The sequence below is a fragment of the Kordiimonas sediminis genome (assembly GCF_014656395.1).
GTDB classification, from domain to species: Bacteria; Pseudomonadota; Alphaproteobacteria; order Sphingomonadales; family Kordiimonadaceae; genus Kordiimonas_A; species Kordiimonas_A sediminis.
Window position 1 is genome coordinate 1,413,937 of the sequence record NZ_BNCI01000002.1, and the last position, 16,113, is coordinate 1,430,049.

12 protein-coding genes are annotated in these 16,113 nt (G+C 50.2%); 4 read left to right on the forward strand and 8 right to left on the reverse strand.

Going from position 1 to position 16,113, the window contains the following annotated elements; all coding sequences use genetic code 11:
• Positions 1 to 6: 6 nt before the first annotated feature.
• The 6 genes from IE181_RS14140 to pgi form a co-directional block, all read right to left on the reverse strand.
• Positions 7 to 795, reverse strand: a complete 789-nt coding sequence (locus IE181_RS14140; protein ID WP_191254022.1) for an SDR family NAD(P)-dependent oxidoreductase — start codon at positions 793 to 795, stop codon at positions 7 to 9.
• Positions 796 to 809: 14 nt separating this feature from the next.
• Positions 810 to 2,891 carry a 3-hydroxyacyl-CoA dehydrogenase NAD-binding domain-containing protein gene (locus IE181_RS14145; RefSeq protein WP_191254023.1) on the reverse strand — a complete coding sequence of 694 codons (2,082 nt, stop codon included), beginning with the start codon at positions 2,889 to 2,891 and terminating at the stop codon, positions 810 to 812.
• Between the two features lie 32 nt (positions 2,892 to 2,923).
• Positions 2,924 to 4,123 carry an acyl-CoA dehydrogenase gene (locus IE181_RS14150; RefSeq protein WP_191254296.1) on the reverse strand — a complete coding sequence of 400 codons (1,200 nt, stop codon included), beginning with the start codon at positions 4,121 to 4,123 and terminating at the stop codon, positions 2,924 to 2,926.
• Between the two features lie 182 nt (positions 4,124 to 4,305).
• A complete protein-coding gene (locus IE181_RS14155) occupies positions 4,306 to 5,535 on the reverse strand; it encodes a methyl-accepting chemotaxis protein (protein WP_191254024.1) in 1,230 nt (409 codons plus the stop codon).
• Positions 5,528 to 6,067 carry a PAS domain-containing protein gene (locus IE181_RS14160; RefSeq protein ID WP_191254025.1) on the reverse strand — a complete coding sequence of 180 codons (540 nt, stop codon included), beginning with the start codon at positions 6,065 to 6,067 and terminating at the stop codon, positions 5,528 to 5,530. Before IE181_RS14160 ends, IE181_RS14155 begins: the two co-directional genes overlap by 8 nt.
• Positions 6,068 to 6,370: 303 nt before the next feature.
• Entirely contained in the window at positions 6,371 to 7,981 is a 1,611-nt protein-coding gene (gene pgi, locus IE181_RS14165) for a glucose-6-phosphate isomerase (protein ID WP_191254026.1), read from the reverse strand.
• A gap of 152 nt (positions 7,982 to 8,133) precedes the next feature.
• Between pgi and IE181_RS14170 the strand changes: the two genes are divergently transcribed.
• Together IE181_RS14170 and IE181_RS14175 are read left to right on the forward strand one after the other, a co-directional pair.
• Entirely contained in the window at positions 8,134 to 9,093 is a 960-nt protein-coding gene (locus tag IE181_RS14170) for a threonine/serine dehydratase (RefSeq protein WP_191254027.1), read from the forward strand.
• Between the two features lie 116 nt (positions 9,094 to 9,209).
• The gene (locus IE181_RS14175) at positions 9,210 to 10,643 is read left to right on the forward strand and encodes an MFS transporter (RefSeq protein ID WP_191254029.1); all 1,434 of its coding nucleotides are present in this window, start codon (positions 9,210 to 9,212) and stop codon (positions 10,641 to 10,643) included.
• An 18-nt stretch (positions 10,644 to 10,661) separates the two neighbouring features.
• Here the strand turns inward: IE181_RS14175 and IE181_RS14180 are convergent, their stop codons facing one another.
• On the reverse strand, positions 10,662 to 11,375 hold the full coding sequence (locus tag IE181_RS14180) for a TetR/AcrR family transcriptional regulator (protein ID WP_191254031.1): 714 nt from the start codon (positions 11,373 to 11,375) through the stop codon (positions 10,662 to 10,664).
• Positions 11,376 to 11,380: 5 nt separating this feature from the next.
• Positions 11,381 to 12,523: an acyl-CoA dehydrogenase family protein gene (locus tag IE181_RS14185; protein ID WP_191254033.1), complete on the reverse strand. Its 1,143-nt coding sequence runs from the start codon at positions 12,521 to 12,523 to the stop codon at positions 11,381 to 11,383.
• A 138-nt stretch (positions 12,524 to 12,661) separates the two neighbouring features.
• On the opposite strand from IE181_RS14185, the gene IE181_RS14190 reads away from it, so the two are divergent.
• Both IE181_RS14190 and IE181_RS14195 read left to right on the forward strand, forming a co-directional pair.
• Positions 12,662 to 14,479, forward strand: coding sequence for an acyclic terpene utilization AtuA family protein (locus tag IE181_RS14190; RefSeq protein WP_191254035.1), 1,818 nt, complete (start codon positions 12,662 to 12,664; stop codon positions 14,477 to 14,479).
• Positions 14,479 to 16,101 carry an acyl-CoA carboxylase subunit beta gene (locus IE181_RS14195; RefSeq protein WP_191254037.1) on the forward strand — a complete coding sequence of 541 codons (1,623 nt, stop codon included), beginning with the start codon at positions 14,479 to 14,481 and terminating at the stop codon, positions 16,099 to 16,101. Before IE181_RS14190 ends, IE181_RS14195 begins: the two co-directional genes overlap by 1 nt.
• Positions 16,102 to 16,113: the final 12 nt, after the last annotated feature.

Here is a 16,113-nt window from a genome sequence, read left to right on the forward strand (position 1 = left end):
CTTGGATTAACCACCCACCAGCTTAATGCTGTGACATGCATCAACTGGTAGTGCGACACCACTGATAAAGCTTGCGCCGTCTGCAGCCAGCATCAGGAAAGGTGCCTCCAGTTCAGACAGTTTCCCTGCACGGCGTGCCGGCGTAGACCGCAGCATTTTTTGACCATTGTCGCTCGAAAGAAATTCTTCATTGATCTCTGTCACGAAATATCCGGGACATATCGCATTCACGCGCACACCAAAACGCCCAAGTTCCAGCGCCATTGCCTTAGTTAAATGAACGACACCAGCCTTACTGGTTGCATAGGTGGTTTGCTGCGGGGATACACCCAGCCCAAGGATAGAAGCCGTATTAATGATAGAACCACCAACACCGGCGTCAGCCATACGCTTGGCCGCTGTTTGGGCAACACGCCATACCCCTTTCAGATTGGTGTTCATCGTGCGGTCCCAGTCTTCTTCGGTATCTTCCAGCGCCCATTTTGGGATAGCCATACCTGCGTTGTTACCAACAACTGTCACCGTACCCAGTGCAGCCTCCACCGTATCAAAGCATGCTGTCACACTGTCGCCGTCAGTTACATCAAGTTTCACGGCAATGACTTTTTGGCCCGTTTCAGCAGCAATATCGGCAGCCGTTTTTTCGATCTTGTCCAAACGGCGGGCAGCCAGTGCAACATCAGCCCCTGCCCGCGCAGCAGCCCGTGCAAGTTGCTCCCCAATGCCGGAAGAAGCGCCAGTTATCAAAACCACTTTACCAGTCAGACTGAAATGTTCGTTTAAAATGTTACTCATAAACTCTTTCCTTGTTATCTAGACTGATCAAACGCGGCAAAACTGCTGCCTTCTTCTGCCAGACGTTTCAACAGTGGTGAAATTTTCCAGTTGTCAGGATCAATTGAGGCAAACTCCTGCAGGCGGGCATATACTTTGTCCAGTCCAACAGCATCCGCATAATGCATAGGACCACCGCGGTAGCGCGGGAAGCCATATCCGTAAACATAAACGACATCAATATCGCTGGCACGTAGTGCGATGCCTTCATCCAGAATATGCGCCCCTTCATTAATCAGGGCATAGATACTGCGCTCTACAATTTCCTCAGCAGAAATTGATGTACGCTCAAGTCCCAGCTTGGCTGACTCTTCAAGGATAATGGCCTCAACCTCAGGGGACGGCACAGGTGCACGACTGCCCTCGGCATAATCATAAATACCTTTGCCAACCTTCAACCCTTTACGGTCGCCTTCGACCAGGCGGTCAAGCCAGTCAGTCGCACGTGTATCGAAACTATTCCGGTCCATGCTCTGACGGTTAAAGTAGCCGATATCCAGCCCCGCCATATCCGCCATCGTGAGTGGCCCCATAGGCATACCAAAGTCAAAAATAGCCTTGTCCACATCCTGCGGCATAGCCCCTTTCATGACATTCAGATTTGCTTCACGACCATAACCAGACAGCATCCGGTTCCCGATGAAGCCGTGGCATACGCCCGCAACAACGCCGACTTTGCCAATCTTCTTCGCCATATCAAGACATGTAGCCAAAACATCATCCGCAGTTTCCTTACCACGCACAATTTCAAGCAGCTTCATAACATTCGCTGGCGAGAAGAAATGCAGACCCAGCACATCGGACGGGCGGGACGTATAGGCCGCGATTGCATCCACATCCAGATAAGACGTATTGGAGGCCATGATAGCACCCGGCTTCAGAACTTCATCCAACTTCTTGAAGACCTGCTCCTTGATCTCCATCTTCTCGAAAACTGCCTCGATCACCAGATCACAATCAGCCAGATCCTCATAATTGGTTGTACCTGACAGATACTTAACCCTTTCAGCCACATCATCAGCCGTTAGGCGGCTTGAGCGCTCCCAGTTCTTACGGCAAACACCCAGACCACGATCCAGTGCTTCCTGATTAAGTTCCAAAACAGTAACCGGAATACCAACATTGGCAAAATTCATGGCGATACCACCGCCCATAGTGCCAGCCCCGATAATGCCAACTTTTTTGATATCACGGCGTTTGGTTTCTTTTGTAATGCCCGGTACACGCGCGACCTGCCGCTCCGCAAAGAACAGATGTCGCATTGCAGCAGCTTCAGGGTTCTGCATACATTCAGTGAAATACTGGCGTTCTTTCTTCAAGCCTTCGACCAGTGGCAGCGAAACTGCAGCTTCTACGCAGCGGATACACTGTTCGGGCGCAAAGAACCCGCGAGTTTTACGGGCGATTGATTTGCGGAAATTCGCAAAGAAAGCCTCATCATATTTGGCTCCGTCCAGCTCAATGTCCCCTGTGGGGCGCGGACCAGATGCCACCACCTCTTTCGCATAGGCAACGGCATCAGCCTTCAGATCATCACCAGCAAGACGGTCAACCACTCCCCACGCGGCTGCTTCTTTCATTTTCACATGGCGGCCAGAAAGGATAGCGTCCAGTGCATTTTCCACGCCGGCCAGACGCGGCAGGCGCTGAGTACCACCGGCACCCGGCAGAATACCCAAATGAACTTCAGGCAGCCCAACTTTTGCTGACGGGTCTGCAATCCGGTAATGACATCCAAGAGCGATTTCCAATCCTCCGCCGAGCGCAGTACCATGAATAGCTGCTACAAGCGGTTTCGGGAATGTCTCCAGCGCCATCACCACATCTGGCAAATGTGGTTCCTGTGGCGGTTTGCCAAATTCTGTAATGTCAGCACCTGCATGAAAGGTCCGGCCTTCACAGCGAACAACAACTGCCTTGATTGCATCATCGGACCGGATAGCATCCAGATGATCAATATAGCCCTTGCGAACAGCATGAGACAAAGCATTAACCGGCGGATAATCACAGGACAATACTGCAATTTCGCCAATATCTTCTCTTGTAATTGGTGACATTTTTTCTTCCTTACTCTTTCATCGCTACTTTATTAAACAGAAAAGGCCTGAATGCCCGTGATGGCCCGCCCCAAGATCAACGCATGCACGTCATGGGTGCCTTCATATGTATTCACTGCCTCTAAATTCATAATGTGCCGGATCACGTGATATTCGTCTGATACCCCGTTGCCGCCGTGCATGTCCCGCGCTATTCGCGCTATCTCAAGCGCCTTGCCGCAATTATTTCTTTTAATAATCGACACCATCTCCGGGGCAAAATTATCTGCGTCAATTAACCTTCCTACCCTCAGGGCAGCTTGTAGGCCAAGGGCGATATCCGTTTGCATATTCGCGAGCTTTACCTGCACCAGCTGGGTTGCTGCGAGGGGGCGCCCGAACTGCTTTCGGTCTAGCGTATATTGCCGTGCAGCATGCATGCAGTATTCAGCGGCACCCATCACGCCCCAGGCAATACCGTACCGTGCACGGTTCAGACACCCAAAGGGCGCACCTGGTCCTTCGCCGTTGGGCAGCAGATTCTCGTCAGGGACGAAAACATTATCCATAACAATTTCGCCTGTGATCGACGCCCGCAGGCTGAACTTACCCTCTATTTTTGGTGTTGTAAGTCCATCCATGCCGCGTTCTAGAACAAAGCCGCGAATAGCACCTCCGTGCGCGTCCGATTTTGCCCATACAAGCATCACATCGGCCACAGGACTATTGGTGATCCACATTTTCGCACCAGTCAGGCTATATCCGCCATCAACCTTTTTCGCCCGTGTAATCATGCCGCCGACATCGGACCCATGATCAGGCTCCGTCAGGCCAAAACACCCAATCCATTCACCGGTCGCCATTCTAGGCAGATATTTACGACGCTGCGCTTCGGAACCGTATGCATAGATCGGGAACATAACCAGAGAGCTCTGGACAGACATCATGGACCGGTAGCCAGCATCAACCCGGTCAATCTCCCGCGATATCAAACCGTAGGAAACATAATTCATACCGGCACAGCCATACTCTTCTGGCAAGGTCGAGCCAAGCAGGCCCATTTCGCCCATTTCTCTGAATATGGAAGGATCAAAGGTCTCGTGACGGTTGGCTTCAAGAATACGCGGCATCAACCGGTCCTGCGCATAGGCATGGACGGTGTCACGGATTAATCTTTCGTCTTCATGAAGCTGCTGATCCAGATTGAAGGGGTCATCCCACGCAAACGGAACCAGACCTTTTTTATAATTCATAGCCATTTTCCGTTCCTTTCCTCCCGCATCAACATAAGAAGCGGGCAAACCCTAGCCAGCATTAGCAATCGGGGCAAGTCCCAAGGAACAGAAAAATTAATGGCACCTTGAATTCAAGGTGCCACGAATACCCGCCAAAGCGGGGTGTTTATAAAATATACTGTAACGGTCCAGCTATAAAGTTAGCCTCGAACCTCATCCAGAAATTCATCTGACTGTGTCCGCAATTCAGTTAATTCTCTCTCGAGTTCCCTAACCGCTGCTTCGATAACTTCTGATGAATTCAGGATGGCATCTGCCTTATTACTCACCTCGGAAATACGCTGGGAAACTTCCATTGTACCTTGGGACGCTTCCTGAATATTGCGGCTTATTTCAAGAGTGGCATGCGTCTGCTCAGTGGTCGAAGCAGAAATTGTCTCCGAAATTGAATATAGATCATGCACCACTTCGGCAATTTCCCGAACAGCCTCGACCGAAGAAGTCGTGGAATTCTGAATATCCCCAACCTGTTCATCAATCTCGCTGGTTGCAACCGATGTCTGGTTGGCTAGTGACTTTACCTCATTTGCTACAACAGCAAAGCCGCGTCCTGCTTCACCAGCCCTGGCCGCTTCAATAGTCGCATTCAGCGCCAGCAAATTCGTTTGCTCCGCAATGTCCTTGATGAGTGTCACAACCTGCCCGATGGATTCTGATGCTGTCTGCAAACGTCCCAACACTTCACCCGCAGATGATGCTTCGCTGGACGCGCTATCTGTCCGCTCTGAAGCATTTTGAACCTGCCGGGAGATTTCTTCAAAGGAAGCCTGTAATTCTTCTGCTGCGGACGCAACTGTCTGAACATTAACGGTCGCCTGTTCAGAGGCTGCAGCAACCGCCGCTGCCATCTCCTGTGTCGTTGTCGCATCTGCCCGTAACTGGTTTGATGTTTCCTGCAATCTATCAGCGGATCCACGCACCTCAGCAATGATCTTAAGGATTGACTGTTCAAAACGCCCTGCGATTTCTTCGCGGCGGGTCGTCGCCTCATCCTGACGTTTCTTCATCGTCTTGCTGGCTGTATTAATAACTTCGGCACCTTGCCGAAAAGCTCCCAGCATACCCTGCCTGAGGAAACGACGATTATAGTCACCTCCCACCGCTGCACTCAGAGCCGCCGAGCTCTCGCGAATTGAGGCATCACACATATCAAGAAGCCGATTAACATCGCCGAGCATCTCGGCATGTTCTTCACCGTGAGCGTCCCAGTCCAAAACACGTGCCTCAAGATCGCCGACAGCTGCACGCTTCATCACCTCAGAAACGGTGGCAAATACTTGTTCAGTTTCTGCGGCTTTTTTATGAACGGCTTCCAGTTCTGCACGCAGGCGATTGTTTTCCGCTACTAACTCTTTACTTTTATTAAACACGGCTACTGTTCCTTATCGCCCAGAAAAACTCATCATACGACTGACCTGCGTCAGCCAACATCTCCTCAAGCAGCTTGGTCGCAGCATCCATACCGTCTCTTGGGCTTGAATGGCGTTTCTCTTCAGCCAACAACTGCGTGTAAACATTTTGTATCGCAGAGATTTCACCCTCTGTTGGACGACGTCGGTTCGAATGATATCCAACAATTTGACCGTCCACGATTGTAGGAGTGACATGGGCTAATACCCAATAATGATTACCTGACATGGCCATGTTAAGGACAAAGGCAAAAATCTCCTTACCTGCCTGAATTCTTTCCCACAATAGCTTGAATATACTGCGCGGCATATCCGGATGCCGGATAAGATTATGCGGCTGGCCTAAAACATCTTGTGTCGAAAGTTCCGACAACCGACAAAACACATCATTGGCATATGTGATCTTGCCCTGCAAATCGGTTTTCGTAACGATAATTTCTGAAGCGCCGAATTCGTTGGCGATACCTGTTGGTATTACTGTGTTTCTAGCCATATAAAACTTTCCAAAAAAAGAAACTCGTTTACCCACAAGCAAGAGCAAGATGGAAAGAAACGAATTACTCAAAACATAGTGCACTCTTTTGGTGCACTCTTTTCAGGGGTTATGTCTTGTATTCCCTAAGAATACGTAAACAATTCGTGATTTCAACCGTTTGTGAGGCAAAAAATATAACTGCTATATCAGCGAGTTACTACAACTCCGGGAGAGATATTACCTTAACTTTCTCCATATTAGAAATATATCGACTGAAACCAGGAAAAATTTCGGCCAAATCCCTTATAACGAGTTTATATCCTATTTTCGCAAGGCTTTTACCGCAGCCATAATTCCGGCTGTATAAGGCGACTCAGCGCCGGGCTGACCATTATGCATCTGTGCTTCTGTCGCCAGAGCAAGCTCTTTACCCAGCTCGACCCCATACTGATCAAAACTATTGATCTGCCATAATACTCCCTGAACATAGACCTTATGCTCATACAGAGCGATAAGCATTCCCAGATAATACGGTGTTAGCTGGGGAAACAGAATGGTATTTGACGGCTTGTTGCCAGGAAAGACTTGATGCGGTGCCAGCCTTTGAATTGTCGCTTCATCACGGCCTTCTGCCTTTAGCTTGCTGACTGTTTCATCATACGTACGACCGACTGCAAGCGCTTCTGTCTGCGCCAAACAGTTCGCCAGCAAAGAAGCATGCTGCCCTTCATCTGCGTTAGTGGGCTTTGCCGCTATCAAAAAATCAGCCGGTACACAGTTGGTTCCCTGATGCAGCCACTGGAAAAAGGCATGCTGACCATTTGAACCCGGCTGCCCCCAGATCAAGGGACCAGTATCCATTTCAACGACAGAACCATCCCGCGTTATTCTTTTACCGTTACTTTCCATATCAAGCTGCTGCATGTAGGCAGCGAACCGTCGCATACGTTGGTCATACGGAAAAATCGCGGTGGACAGGAAGCCAAGCACATCCCGGTTCCAGACCCCCATAAGCGCAAGCATAACCGGAATATTATCCCGGAAGTCAGCTTCCAGAAAATGCTTGTCCATGCTATGCGCGCCAGCCAGAAAAGCTTTGAAATTATCTGCTCCAAGAGCGATCGCAACCGACAAACCAACACTGGACCAAACGGAGTATCTACCCCCGACCCACTCCTGAAAGCCAAATATTCTTGTTTCATCAATACCGAATTCCTGCACCTTGGGCAGGTTTGTGGAAATCGCAACAAAATGATCCCGAACAGCGCTGTCACCAAGCGACGCAGTCAGCCACTTCATTGCTGCGCGTGCGTTTGTCATTGTCTCCAGTGTCGTAAATGACTTGCTGACCACAAGAAACAATGTTGTTTCAGGATCAAGACCCAACAATGTATCCGCAATATGAGAGCCATCAATATTGGAAACAAAGTGACAGCGTGGCCCTGAATGATGGGGAGAAAGCGCGATGGTGACCATCTCTGGCCCCAGGTCAGAGCCACCAATACCGATATTCACCACGTCGGTATATGCTTTACCGGTTGAGCCGCATACATTCCCAGCCCTTACTTCTTCTGCAAAATCCAGCATTTGCTGCCGGTTTCGTAAAACATCCTCAGAAACATCGGACGGTTCGTCCGATCTTAGGGCAACATGGCGTGCTGCCCTTCCTTCTGTGAAATTAATGGTATCCCCGCGAAACATGGCCCGGCGGGCTTCATCAAGATCAGAGGCTTTGGCAAGTCCAAGCAAAGAATCAATTGACGTTTCATCAATTCTGTTCTTGGAAAAATCAAATAACAAACCGTCATGTGACAAAGAATATTTTTCAAAACGGTTTGGTTCTTTAGCGAACATGTCTTTCAGTACTAGACTATCTACTCCCTTACTCAGCGCACGCAGCCTTAACCAGGCCTCTTTTAAATTGCTGCTCATTTCCCCACCTTAAACCAAATAAATAAGTCCGGATATTGTCACATTAAAAAGTGACATCTTTAAAAATTAAAACAATATTTGCTCCCTGCTTTGTATTAAGCATCAATTATGCTTAATTGCCACAATAATGTTTCACAGGGGTCCGAATACAAATGATAACGCATACCGACATAAAATCAGCTTATGACAGAATTAAGACCTCTGGCACGGTCCGTAAATCACCGCTTGAATATAGTTCCTATCTCTCAAACCTGACTGGGGCTGAGGTCTATTTAAAATGTGACCATCTCCAGCCAACCGGTTCCTTTAAGGTACGCGGTGCAACCAATAAACTTCTGATGCTGTCTAACGAGGATAAAGCCCGCGGTGTTGTCACAGCCTCCAGCGGCAACCACGGTATGGCAACGGCTCTTGGAGCATCTAAACTGGGCATTCAGGCTACGATTTATGTTCCGGAAAATGCTTCAGGCACAAAATTAGACGGCATAAAAGCCATGGGCGCCACGGTTATCAAGGTTCCGGGAGACTGCCTACTGGCCGAGAAAACGGCTCGTGACGTCGCCAGGGAAACTCAGAAACCCTATATTTCCCCCTATAATGACGAAGATGTCATCATGGGTCAGGGGACAGTCGGCGTGGAAATTCATGATGACTGCCCTGATGTCAGTGCAGTCTTTGCCTCGGTTGGTGGGGGTGGCCTGATTGGCGGCACTGGCCTCTACCTGAAGGGCATAGGGAGCAACACTGAAATTATCGGTGCATGGCCAGAAGTCGCGCAGTCCATGAATCTTTGCCTTGAAAAAGGTGAGATTTATGAACCCACGGAACAGGAAACATTATCAGATGGCACCGCCGGCGGTGTGGAAGAAGGCGCACTGACTTTCCCTATTTGCCAAACCGTCCTTGATAAACGCCTGACGGTCACAGAAGATGAAATCCGACATGCTATGCGCCTGATAGCAGATAAAGAACGCTGGATGATAGAAGGTGCAGCAGGCGTCGCAGTTGCTGCCTTTTTAAAAACCGCCACCCAATTTCAAGGCAAGAAAGTCGCGATCATTTTATGTGGGCGTAATATTACCCTGGAGAAATTCCTATCTGCCGTTAGCTAACCCTGCTGGCCTGACTACACCTATGAGGTAATGGTCAGACCTGACCGACTTGCATACCATCGAAATGCTATAGCACATGGGAAGAGTGCAATAGCATATAGGGGGAGTAAGTCTGGATGCAATCCGTTGATAAGGCGGTGAAGCTGACATACGGCATGGGCCAGTTTGCCTGGGCAGCCAAAGATGTCTGCTTTCATTATTTTCTATTCTTTTTTTATGCTCAATATACTGATTTGCCGCCGTCTATGGCTGGGCTTGCCGCTCTTCTGGCCCTGATCGCAGACGGCATATCTGATCCGCTGGTTGGTCAAATATCTGATAACTTTAAATCGGGACGCTGGGGACGTCGGCATCCCTTTATGATAGCGGCAACCATACCTTTTGCAGCCTCCCTGGCAGCTATTTTTAATCCCCCCGCATTTCTGGATGCCACGGGGCTTTTTATCTGGTTCCTGTCGCTTGCTATAATCGTCAGAACATTTCTAACACTGTTCACCGTGCCGCATATGGCACTTGGTGCAGAACTTAGCACCGATTACCACGAACGGACGACCATCGCGACATACCGCAATGTCCTTGGCTATACGGGTGGTTTGCTTATTCAGGTATTTGCCTGGTTCCTCCTGATCCCTATGGCCAAGACAGCTGGGAACGAGGCAGCGGGCTATATATTTGTCGGCTATTTCTCTGCGTTGATTGCCATGGTTGGTATGATTATCGCGATTATCGGCACGCGGAAGAAAATTCAGGATTTGCCCATCACATCCCCCGATCAACAAAGCCGGCCCTGGTATTATGCGTTCAAGGATATTCTGGTCGTTCTGAAAATCCCATCCGGCCGGATTTTAATGCTAACTGTTTTCATCATTGTCACACAGGCAGGCGTTGCCAATACCATGCTTATTCATATTAATAAGTATTTTTACGGCTTTAACGATCAACAGATGGGCATTTTCATGCTGGTTGTTTTCCTGGCACTTCTGCCCTCTGCTGCACTAGCATCCCGGTCGTCTCACCGTTTTGGCAAACGACGTGCTACCTTGACCTTGATCCTTCTGGAAGCATGTATTCTTCCGATTTTACCCCTTTCCCATTATTATGGTCTGACACCCGCATCAGGATCTGGGGCGCTGCTTTTTCTCGTTTGCTGCTACGTTGTTTTCCACCAAACCATATTCATTGGCAGGATACATCTGACCCAGGGGATGTTGCCGGATGTTATTGATGAAGGATACTTAAAGACGGGCAGACGCCTTGAAGGCATCTTTAATTCGGCGCAGATGCTTGTCCAGAAAATCACCTTTGGTCTGGGAACCTTCCTGGCTGGTCTGGCGATCGAATATGCAAACATCAAGGATGTTTCATCCATCGATCAGATGACCCCGGTTATGACTGAACGGCTTGCACTTGTTTACGGCCCTGGCCTTGCTATATTTGCTCTAACTGCCGCACTGGTATTCAGCCGGTATCCTTTAACCCGGAAAAGACATGCAGAAATAAGAGAGCAATTGCGTATCCGCGAAACCATGGCAGAGAGTGCCGCTGAATAAACCTATGTCTGGGCAGCGTTAAACATCCAGGCTCTTCAAGTCTTTTAGCGCTGCTTCCAATCGCCCGGTTATAGACCTTAAGTCTCTGGAACCGCTTTCTTCTTTATAGAGCGGCATTTGCCCCCCGGACAGACAGGCCGATTTTACCTGCGCCACAACAAATTCCGTCACACCGTCATAGTCTGTGCGTTCGGGATGCAGCATCATGGTTCGCGCAGTATATTCCAGTGTCCCGTAGAATAAATCGCGGACTTGCCACAGACTGGCATCTGCTGCGACATCGCCCCTGTCCTGGCCACGCCGAAATAGGTCATCAAAGATAGCAACGTAGTTACGCCGGTAATCGCGCTCCATTTGCTCTTCCGCTTCTGCGCCTGTTGCCCAAAGTCGGGTCCCCAGCATCAGCAAAGACCAATCCGCAATAACTGCCCTAAGATGGAAGGTTGTCAGCGCTTCAAGTTTGTCAAATGTTTCAGTTTGCCCTTCGACAGCCTCCCGCGCACCAACGGTTAGTTGTTCCCAGTGATCCGCTACCACCGCCTGCAGGATTGCACGCTTGTTTTTAAAATATAAATACAGGGTTCCCTCTGCAACACAGGCTCGCTTGGCAATCTCTGCAACCCGTGTGCCTGCCTCCCCCTTTTCCAGAAACAGGGCTCGGGCTGCACTGATCACAGCAGTTTCCTTTGCATCCAGTCGTTCACGTCTGGTTTGCGGTCGCGTTGCATTCATGCCCTTTATAATCCCATTTGCCGGACAGCCAGATCGCGCATAATCTCTTCTGATCCGCCGCCGATGGCCATAACCTTTACTTCTCTGTATATCCGTTCGACTCTATTGCCGCGCAGATACCCAGCGCCGCCGAGGATCTGCATAGCCTCGCTGGCGCAGAACTCAAGTGCTTTTGTCGCAAAGAACTTTGCCTTGGACACTTCTGCGACAGGCATTTCCCCCTCATTCGCCAACCAGCATATCTGATTTAAATAGGCTTCCGTAGCATCAATCTTTGCCGACATATCCGCAATCTTGTGCCTGATTACCTGATGCTTGATCAAAGGTTTTCCAAAAGTATGCCGTTCCTGCGCCCATGCGATAGAGTCCTCCAGACACGCCTTCATCATACCGACACTGCCCGCAACCATGCCAAGGCGTTCATAATTAAAGTTATTCATAATAGCGATGAAACCGAAATTTTCCTGACCGAGCATGTTGCGCGCAGGCACGCGTACATCATCGAAATACAGGGTCGCTGTGTCTGATGCCCACCACCCCATTTTTCTGTCAATCAGGGTACGGGAAAAACCCGGCATATCAGCTTCAACAAAGAAGAGGGAAATACCAGTAAGCCCCTCGCCTCCTGTGCGTGCGCCGACAACAAAATACTCTGATTTCATCCCACCAGTAATGAAAGTCTTGGAACCGTTAATGACCCAGTCGTCCCCATCTTTACGGGCAACCGTTTTCATATTGGCAACGTCTGACCCGCCGCCAGGTTCTGTGATCCCCAAACTGGATCCCTTGCGCCCGGTCACAATATCTTCGAGCACTCTATCCTTGATCTCATCCGGGGCAAATTTTTCAATTGGGCCAATGGAAATGCTACGACCACCGGTAGCCGCAGGGATGCCGGTAGCGCCGCACTTATAGAATTCCTCGCTGAAAGCCGCCCGCATGAAGCAGTCATCAAAACCAAGACCACCATATTTTTCATCAACACCAAAACCAAATGCACCCAGCGCCCCTAATTTGGCATGTAATTCCCAGGGCACTTCCCCTGCTTCGTCCCAGTCGTCTGCATACGGCGTGATCTCCGTTTCCACAAATCTGCGCACTGTCTCCCGGAAGGCTTTGCGCTCCTCGGTTTCAAACGGATTTCTCATATGCTTTCCCCTTGATTTAAAATATTACTCACTTATTATGAGTTTTACTCATTATGACAAAATTCAAGCTGATGTCGAGAGCTTTATGCTGCGCATATCCGGAAACCGCGCAGTTTTGACGGGAAGGGAACATATATTATGGGACAGAAATCAGACACCAAACGCATACGCATTGGTGGTGCCAGCGGCTACTGGGGAGACTCTTCTCTTTCCACCCCCCAACTTCTGAAGGATGGCACGCTGGACTATATCGTTTATGATTATCTGGCAGAAATCACCATGTCGATAATCGCCCGCGCTAAGGCCAAAAATCCTGACGAAGGCTATGCCAAGGATTTTGTTGATCTGGTGCTGAAACACAATCTACGGGAAATCGCTCGTCAAAATGTCAAAATAATTTCCAATGCTGGCGGCATGAATCCGGAAGCCTGTGCCGCGGCTATACGTACGTTATGCACTGCTCTCGACCTTGATCTTAAAGTAGCGGTTGTCACCGGCGATGATTTAACACCGCAAGCGTCTGACATTCTGGCACTGGGCTATACTGAAATGTTCACAAACGATGATCTGCCAGCACCTGAAACCATCGCCAGCATGAATGCATATCTTGGTGCCTTCCCAATTGCCAAAGCACTCGCAGGCGGTGCCGATATTGTTATCACGGGACGCTGCGTGGATAGCGCCGTTACCCTTGGTGCCTGCATCCATGAATTTGGCTGGTCCGCCGAAGATTATGATGCACTCGCAGGGGGCAGCCTTGCCGGACACATCCTTGAATGCGGGCCGCAGGCAACTGGCGGCAACTATACTGACTGGGAAGACGTGGCAGATAGCATGGACACCATTGGCTACCCTATCGCTGAAATTGCTCCAGACGGCTCCTTTATTACTACAAAACCTGCAGATACCGGCGGGACCGTCACCGTCGGCACGGTTTCAGAGCAGATGCTATACGAAATTGGTGACCCACAAGCTTATATCCTGCCGGATGTGATTTGTGATTTCTCTGGCGTATCTGTGTGCCAACTCGCGGCAGACCAAGTAGAAGTAAAGGGCGCCAAGGGGACCGCACCAACGGATACCTATAAAGTCTGCCTAACAGCCCTTGACGGGTACCGCGGCGGCACAATGATGACCTTTTACGGCATTGATGCTGCTAAAAAAGCAGAAGCATTTGCAACCGCCACCTTTAAGCGCGCACGCGCCTTGCTGCGCCGACTGAATGCTGCAGATTATACCGAAACCAGCGTAGAGATACTTGGCGCAGATAGTCAGTTTGGTAGCACGCCTGCAAACTCCGCAGCAAAAGAAGTAGTGCTGAAGGTTGCTGCCAAGCACCCTGACCCCATGGGTATATCCGTCCTGATTAAAGAACTGTCCGGACTGGGACTGGCGACACCCCCCGGTCTTTGTGGTTTTGTCGGCAGCAGGCCCAAGCCAATGCCCGTCATGAAACTCTATTCCTTCCTGATCCCCAAAAATACAGTCCACATAGAGATCAAAGCTGCCGCCGGCACCAAACCACATGCAGACGTCCCAGGCAGCAGCTTTTCGCCAAATCAACTCTGTCGCCCTGCCCCCCCAAGCACAGCGGAAACCGAAAATATGGTCACAGTTCCCCTGATTAAGCTTGCATGGGGACGTTCCGGCGACAAAGGCAACAAGGCGAATGTCGGCATAATTGCGCGTAGACCTGAGTATCTGCCCTATATCTGGCAAGCACTGACCAAAGAAAAGGTTGCAAGTGTTTTTGCTCATTTCCTTGAAAACTCAGCGCCTGAAAGTGTTGAGAAGTTCCTGTTGCCCGGCAGCAACTCCATGAACTTTCTAATGGATAATGTTCTTGGTGGCGGCGGCGTTGCCAGCCTGCGTAACGACCCCCAAGGCAAAGGCTATGCACAAATCCTGCTGGCGACCCCTATCCCTGTTCCACATGATCTTCTGGAGACACTCTAATGGCTGTATTTTCGTCAACCATCCGCACGGACTCTCCCAGCTTTCAGGAAAACCGTCAGGATATGCTGGCGCTGATTGATAAGCTGAACGAGCTTAACAAGCGTGCGCCTGAAAAGTCAGAAAGCAGAAAACCAACCTTCGACAAACGGGGGCAGTTAACGCCGCGGGCCCGGCTTGCACGCCTTCTGGACCCGGGCATGCCTTTTCTGCAGATCGGCAATATTGCCGGGTACATGGTCGACACCAAGAAAGAAGAAAAATCCATTGCTGGATCAACAATCTTTTCCGGTATTGGTTTCATCAGCGGCGTGCGCTGCGTCATTGTTGTTGATGATAGTGGCATTCAAGCAGGTGCCATGACGGAGGCTGGTGGCTACCGCTTGCGCCGTGCTGAAGAAATCGCTCTTAAACAAAAAATGCCTTTCATTCATCTGGTGGAAAGCGCAGGCGGTGATCTTCTGAATTATACTGTCGAAGGATTTTTGATTGGTGGCAGCTTGTTCGCCAATCTGGCTCGCCTCAGCAAAGCCGGTATTCCGGTTATTAGCGTTCTGCACGGATCATCCACCGCAGGCGGTGCTTATATGCCGGGCCTGTCAGACTATGTGATCGCGGTCAAAGGGCGCGGAAAAGCTTTTCTGGCTGGCCCGCCTCTCCTGAAGGCAGCGACAGGTGAAATCGCAACGGATGAAGAATTGGGCGGTGCTGAAATGCATGCGACCATCAGCGGCCTTGCGGAATATCTTGTTGATGATGACGCAGAAGCCATGATTGTCGCACGGGAAGTCGTGGACCGTTTAGGCTGGAATGAAAGCGCACCGTCCCTTCCTTCACAGTCGTACGAAGAACCGCTCTATGACCCGGATGAAATTGCGGGTGTCGTTCCAATTGACTACCGTAAACCCTACGAAGCACGGGAAGTAATCGCGCGCATTGTTGACGGTTCGGACTTTACTGACTTCAAGCCCGGATACGGCGTATCCACCGTTTGCGTGCAGGCATCTGTATATGGCCAGAAGTGTGCCATTGTTGCCAATAATGGCCCTATTGACCCGGACGGTGCCACCAAAACGGCACAGTTCCTTCAACTGATGGATCAGGCAGGCACCCCGGTTGTGTTTCTGCAAAACACCACAGGATATCTGGTCGGCAAACAGTATGAACAAGCGGGTATGATCAAACACGGCTCCAAGATGATACAGGCCGTGACGAACATCAGTGTACCACGCATTACTTTCATGATTGGCGCAAGTTTTGGTGCCGGTAATTACGGCATGTGTGGCCGGGGCTACGACCCTGACTTCGTCTATAGCTGGCCCAATGCCATGACCGGTGTGATGGGCGGCGATCAGGCGGCTACTGTTATGTCAATTGTTGCCAAGGGACAGGCTGCAGCGCGCGGTGTTCCCGTTGATGAAGAAGCTCTGAAAAATCAGGAAGCATATCTGAAGCATGTCTTCGACAGTCAGGCGGGGGCCTTCTACACATCAGGTCATATGCTGGATGACGGTATGATTGACCCCCGCGACACGCGGCGCACCCTTGGGCTTCTTCTTGCAACAGTCCGCGAAGGCTGGTCACGCGACGTGCGTGAAAACAGCTTCGGCATTGCCCGGATGTAAGGAGGGATACAA

Bases quoted from the DNA above. Each gene is read 5' to 3' on its own strand.
- pgi (WP_191254026.1), bottom strand. From the start codon at position 7,981: ATGAGCAGCAATTTAAAAGAGGCCTGGTTAAGGCTGCGTGCGCTGAGT.
- IE181_RS14160 (WP_191254025.1), bottom strand. From the start codon at position 6,067: ATGGCTAGAAACACAGTAATACCAACAGGTATCGCCAACGAATTCGGC.
- IE181_RS14150 (WP_191254296.1), bottom strand. From the start codon at position 4,123: ATGAATTATAAAAAAGGTCTGGTTCCGTTTGCGTGGGATGACCCCTTC.
- IE181_RS14180 (WP_191254031.1), bottom strand. From the start codon at position 11,375: ATGAATGCAACGCGACCGCAAACCAGACGTGAACGACTGGATGCAAAG.
- IE181_RS14190 (WP_191254035.1), top strand. From the start codon at position 12,662: ATGGGACAGAAATCAGACACCAAACGCATACGCATTGGTGGTGCCAGC.
- IE181_RS14170 (WP_191254027.1), top strand. From the start codon at position 8,134: ATGATAACGCATACCGACATAAAATCAGCTTATGACAGAATTAAGACC.
- IE181_RS14145 (WP_191254023.1), bottom strand. From the start codon at position 2,891: ATGTCACCAATTACAAGAGAAGATATTGGCGAAATTGCAGTATTGTCC.
- IE181_RS14140 (WP_191254022.1), bottom strand. From the start codon at position 795: ATGAGTAACATTTTAAACGAACATTTCAGTCTGACTGGTAAAGTGGTT.
- IE181_RS14185 (WP_191254033.1), bottom strand. From the start codon at position 12,523: ATGAGAAATCCGTTTGAAACCGAGGAGCGCAAAGCCTTCCGGGAGACA.
- IE181_RS14175 (WP_191254029.1), top strand. From the start codon at position 9,210: ATGCAATCCGTTGATAAGGCGGTGAAGCTGACATACGGCATGGGCCAG.
- IE181_RS14195 (WP_191254037.1), top strand. From the start codon at position 14,479: ATGGCTGTATTTTCGTCAACCATCCGCACGGACTCTCCCAGCTTTCAG.